Source organism: Candidatus Desulfolinea nitratireducens (assembly GCF_982879505.1).
Genome location: NZ_CEYOSI010000239.1, coordinates 1 through 5,068 on the forward strand (window position 1 = coordinate 1; position 5,068 = coordinate 5,068).

The window sequence follows — 5,068 nt, forward strand, 5'->3', positions numbered from 1 at the left end:
CAAAAATTAAAAGGTCTCCCTCCTTTTTGCTTACCCCTATTTATTGAGAAGATACCTTTTCCGCTTAGAGAGACACAAAAAATTATAATTGTGGGGGCTAATGAGCAATTAAAAAAGGACCAGCGAGTCTGGCGCTTGCTTACCAACTCCGGGAACTTCTATTCTGATAATTTGGATTTGCAGCTTGAAGACGCATTTATCTTTGGCGGGCAAGCGGCCATTCCCTACGATCTGCCTCGGTCATTGACACGGGTACTGGCGCAAATCGTTCACTACATCCCCTGTGATGGAGGCTGGCTGGCTATCTATGGGGATGGATTCCTGAAAATAGAAGCGCATTGGCAGTTACCCGAAATTTTAGGGAAAAAACTTTCAATGGGGGGAGACACTCTTCTTGCCCAAATCAAAACGAAACCAGATTCTCTTCGATTGGAGAAAGGGCATCCTGACTGGAAAATAATCGCAAAAGAGATATTGCTCCCCGCTAGCGCAGAGGTTTGGGCAATTCTGCCCCTGATGATTGGAAACCGCATCACAGGAATTGTTGCATTATCGCGTAATGCATTATTCAGCGAGACAGAGTGGCAAAAACTGCAACGATTTAGCGTCCATGCTGCAACATCAGTCGAGATGTTTGTCACTTTTGCTGAGATGGCAAATCATTTAAGGCGTCAGGCGATGCTCAATGATTTTGCGATGATCGTTTCCTCGGCACAGAATCTTGATCAAATTGTACGGCGCGTTTTTGCACTGCTCACACGTACCTTTGCGACGGAATCACTGTCTCTCTTTTTGCTCTCCTCCGATGGTAGAACATTGCGAAAATATCGTAACCAGGAACGTCGCTTATCCCCACGCACCGAATTCGTCGAAGGCCATCCGATTGCAAATTTTATTCGCGAAGGAAAGAATATCCGTGTTGAAAGTGCGGAGGCACTAGACTATGCTTTAGTCGACAAGGATATGCAGGCAGCCTTGATTGTTCCATTAAAGTATCGTGGTAATGTAATCGGTGTGTTGGCTTTGCAGAGTGAGGAAGTAGCTGCTTTCAGCGGCTATGATGAGAATCTTCTGGTCGTTATCGCCAGCCATTTAGCTGGCTTGGTGGAATACGGCCGGTTGCGGGAAGAAGCTGAGGCTCGCGCGGGGAACCTTGGGCTTATCCATGAGGTGGTCCAGCAGGTGATTGGGTTGACCAATGTCGAGGAGGTTGCCCAGATTACAGCTGACTTGCTTGTACAGCATTTTTCGTATGAATTAGCGGTTGTGATGTTTGTGGATAATCTTCAAAACCTGCAAGTAAAGGGAATTAGTGGCGCAGCAGCACCCTTGGTCAGATCTGCTCTGGATAAATTTGACTCCCCCACACAGCAAGGAATCACAGGACACGTTTTTACCACTGGCGAGAGCATCATGTCTGATGATGTAAGCCAAAATCAAGCTTATGAACATGTCCCTGGCTGGGAGATCGGTTCAGAAATTTGCGTTGCTCTACGGGAGGGTGATCGCATTTTGGGAATCATTGATGTGGAGGCCAGTGTAAAAAATGCCTTTACACATACTGATCTTATGGCGCTGGAATCATTAGCTGGGTTTTTAACCAGTGTAGTATCCAGCGTGGATCGTTATCAAATGCTCCAGGACACAAATCAAATCTTGCAAAAAACTCAAAAAGAGCTGCAAAAACGAATGGAAGCTCAGCATGCTGCGGAAAATAAACTAATTCAGGCAGCGAAACTTGCTGCTGTTGGAGAGATGGCAGCGGGGATTGCCCATGAGCTAAATAATCCTCTTACCACAGTTGCAGGTTTCTCTGAACTCGTCCTTGAAGACCTGCCAGCTGAATCTTCACAGCGTGCTGATCTTGAGATGGTTTTACGAGAAGCTAAACGTGCTCGGAGTGTTGTCCGTCGACTGCTCGATTTTTCCCGTCAAAGCGAAAGCGTTCGGGTACGCGCTGACTTGAATGAAGTCATTGAAGATGTTGCTGCCCTGACGGGGCACCTTCTTGAAACAAGCAATGTGGATTTTGAAATGAAGCTTGGCAAAGATCTTCCCTGGGTATTAATGGATCGGGATCAGATGAAACAAGTCGTCTTGAATCTCCTGCATAATGCCCTCCATGCCATGCCAAATGGCGGCAAATTGTCTGTTCAAACTGAAGCCCGCCAAAAAGACAAAAAGGAATGGCTATTAATGGCTGTGCAAGATACAGGTGATGGTATTGCGGTTGAAGATCTTGATCGAATTTTCGAGCCTTTCTTTACGACCAAGGCAAAGGATGGTGGAACCGGTCTTGGTCTCGCTGTAAGTTATGGCATTGTGACAGATCATAACGGTAGTATTGATTTGCAAAGCACAAGCGATGAGGGTACTTGCTTTAATGTTTGGTTGCCCATTGAGGAAAATCACCAATGAGCGGACCCTTTGTCTTGATCGTTGACGATGAACCGGGCATTGCAAAACTGTGTGAACGACTGTTGACGCGAGCAGGCTTCCGCACTTTGGCATTTACCGATCCCCAAAAGGCAATGGCACAGTTGCGTGGAGAACGGGTTGATTTACTCCTTGTTGACATTCGTATGCCGGAGATAGATGGCTTTGGTGTGGTCGCCTACGCAAAGGAACAGCAGCCTGATATCGCCACTCTGATCATGACGGGATTCGGAACTGTAGAAACAGCCATCAAAGCCCTGCGCCAGGGAGTAGACGGGTTGATTCTGAAACCCTTTGAGGAAAGCAAGGAACTTGTTGATGCAGTCAAGCAAGCGCTTTCTGATAATCAGCGGAAGCGAGATGCGGCGCATACTGAAGCCCTGCGGCCACTCTTTGATGTGACCAAAGCATTTCTAGCAGAAACCCGTCCAGATCGGTTGCCAGAATTAATCGTTGAGGCTATTTGTAATCAGATGCGTTGTGAACAAGCTGCATATTACCAGTATGCACCAGAAAGTGGGGTGTTGACTCTGCTCTCGAAACGAGGCCAAGCCTTCCCGGAAAACGATGGCGAAACTGCCTGGGAGGCGGTAACAAAAATCAGTGAGACGGGACTTCCTGTAACAGTCACAGAAACCGAAACCGAACATCCTTCTTTACAAAAAAAGTTAGTTAATTTGGGAGTGGGTTCTGCACTTTTTGTGCCAATTTCCCACTCAGGTGTCCATGCTCTGTTATATGCAGGCAGGGAAATAGCTCAGGCAGCTTTTCGTGAAATTGACCTTGATACTTTTCTGATTCTGGCGCAGCAAGCATCGGTTGCGGTTGAGAATGCGACCTTGTATGCTGAACTAAGAGAGTATGTACAGCAAGTGGAGGATTCGCAAAAGGCTCTTTTACAGGCCGAAAAAATGGCTACGGCAGGACGCCTGACTGCATCGATTGCCCATGAGATAAATAATCCTTTGCAGGCGGTGCGAAATTGCCTGCATTTGGCTGGGCGCGAGGATCTTCCGGATGAAAAACGGAAAGAATATTTAACATTGGCACAGAATGAATTAGATCGACTCAGCATGACTGTTCAGCGTATGTTGGATTTTTATCGTCCAGGTATTGTTTCTCCAAAAAAGGTTGATTTGCCAGATATTTTGAACCATGTTTTAGGATTGATGGATACCCAGCTTCAGAAGAAAAATATTATAGTCAGTCAGGCCTTCCCAAAACACCTTCCGCTAGTGATGGCTGTGGGGGCGCAATTGCAGCAGGTATTCCTCAATCTCATCCTGAATGCTTACGATGCCATGGACTCAGGCGGAAGGATTGAGATAAGCGCCCGCAGGAGAAAAGATACAGTTGATATAATTTTTCAGGATAGCGGCTCAGGGATCGCACCCAGGGATCAGGCGAGTATATTTGAGCCTTTTATCAGCAACAAAGAGGGTGGAACGGGGCTTGGTCTAACCGTGAGTTACAACATTATTACTGCCCTCGGTGGCGAATTAGAATTTATTCCAAACGATCAGAGTGGAGCATGCTTTCAGGTAACTTTACCAATTGGAGATAAATAATGCCCCAAACTATTTTAATTGTCGATGACGAACCAATTGCATTGAAAACTCTTGGCGATATTTTGCGTCTGGAAGGATACACTATTGCGACTGCATCAAATGGGCAATTAGCCGTCGGTTACGTAAGGAACCACTATGTCGATATGATGATCGTCGACTTGCGGATGCCTGGAATTGGTGGTCTTGAGGTTGTACATATTGTTAATGAAATATCCCCTGAAACCGAAATAATTCTTCTGACAGCTTTTGGCACAACAGAAAGCGCGGTTGAAGCCCTGCGGCTTCGCATTCACGATTATCTTCTCAAACCAGCCTCGCCAGCCCAGATTTTGGCAAGTGTGCGAATGGGGTTATCCCGTCGGGAGGCCAAACTCCGTTCGCTGGAAGGCTACGCCACCGACGTACCTCCAGATGAGCGGGTTGCTACCATTAAATTAAAAGATGGCACAGTAATTGACCTTTCGCGTCGATTAATTAAATATGAGGAAGAGGAAACTCCCCTGACCCCAGCGGAAGGACGCCTATTGAGAATCTTCATCGAAAATGTTGGACGCGTATTTTCTCACCGTGAATTAGTGCTGCTTGTCCAGGGCTATGAAACTGCCCAACACGAAGCGCCAGAAATTCTCCGTCCACTGGTAAGTCGACTCCGTCAAAAGATTCAAAATGTCCCCTCTTTAGAGGGGGCAATTGTCAGTGTTCGTGGAACGGGTTATCTTTTTGTATATAAAACTGAAGGGATATAGTGATTATGTATGAGGTCCCCAGGGAATATCCGGAGGAAGTTGTTGTGAGGGGCGAATCCAACTGAGCCAACCTCCTGGCCTATTGATTACCTTTTTCTTTTCAAACCGAACAAGCAAAAGACTGACGATTAACCCAGCTACGCCAATCCACTGAAGCAGGCTTAGTTCCTCATTTAACCAAATTAGGCCCAACCCAACTGTGATAACAAGTTCTCCAAGCCCCAGTAAGGCTGTTTGTAAACCGCCGATATGTTTTACTCCAAAAAAGAGCGTCAACCGTGATAAAAAAGTGACCAGGGTAAGACCGATGACTGGCCA

Annotated in this window: 3 protein-coding genes and 1 pseudogene; 3 read left to right on the forward strand and 1 reads right to left on the reverse strand. The window is 46.5% G+C overall.

The window, feature by feature from the left end; translation table 11 throughout:
- Positions 1-90: 90 nt before the first annotated feature.
- From AC3DOM_RS15485 to AC3DOM_RS15495, 3 genes are read left to right on the forward strand one after another with little or no spacing between them, the layout of a single operon-like run.
- Entirely contained in the window at positions 91-2,418 is a 2,328-nt protein-coding gene (locus AC3DOM_RS15485; RefSeq protein ID WP_487919946.1) for a GAF domain-containing protein, read from the forward strand.
- Positions 2,415-4,004: a GAF domain-containing sensor histidine kinase gene (locus AC3DOM_RS15490; protein ID WP_487919947.1), complete on the forward strand. Its 1,590-nt coding sequence runs from the start codon at positions 2,415-2,417 to the stop codon at positions 4,002-4,004. The genes AC3DOM_RS15485 and AC3DOM_RS15490 overlap by 4 nt, the downstream gene beginning before the upstream one ends.
- Positions 4,004-4,750, forward strand: a complete 747-nt coding sequence (locus AC3DOM_RS15495) for a response regulator transcription factor (RefSeq protein WP_487919948.1) — start codon at positions 4,004-4,006, stop codon at positions 4,748-4,750. The genes AC3DOM_RS15490 and AC3DOM_RS15495 overlap by 1 nt, the downstream gene beginning before the upstream one ends.
- Before the next feature lie 3 nt (positions 4,751-4,753).
- Here the strand turns inward: AC3DOM_RS15495 and AC3DOM_RS15500 are convergent.
- Positions 4,754-5,068: pseudogene (locus AC3DOM_RS15500) on the reverse strand (hypothetical protein); the annotation flags it as partial.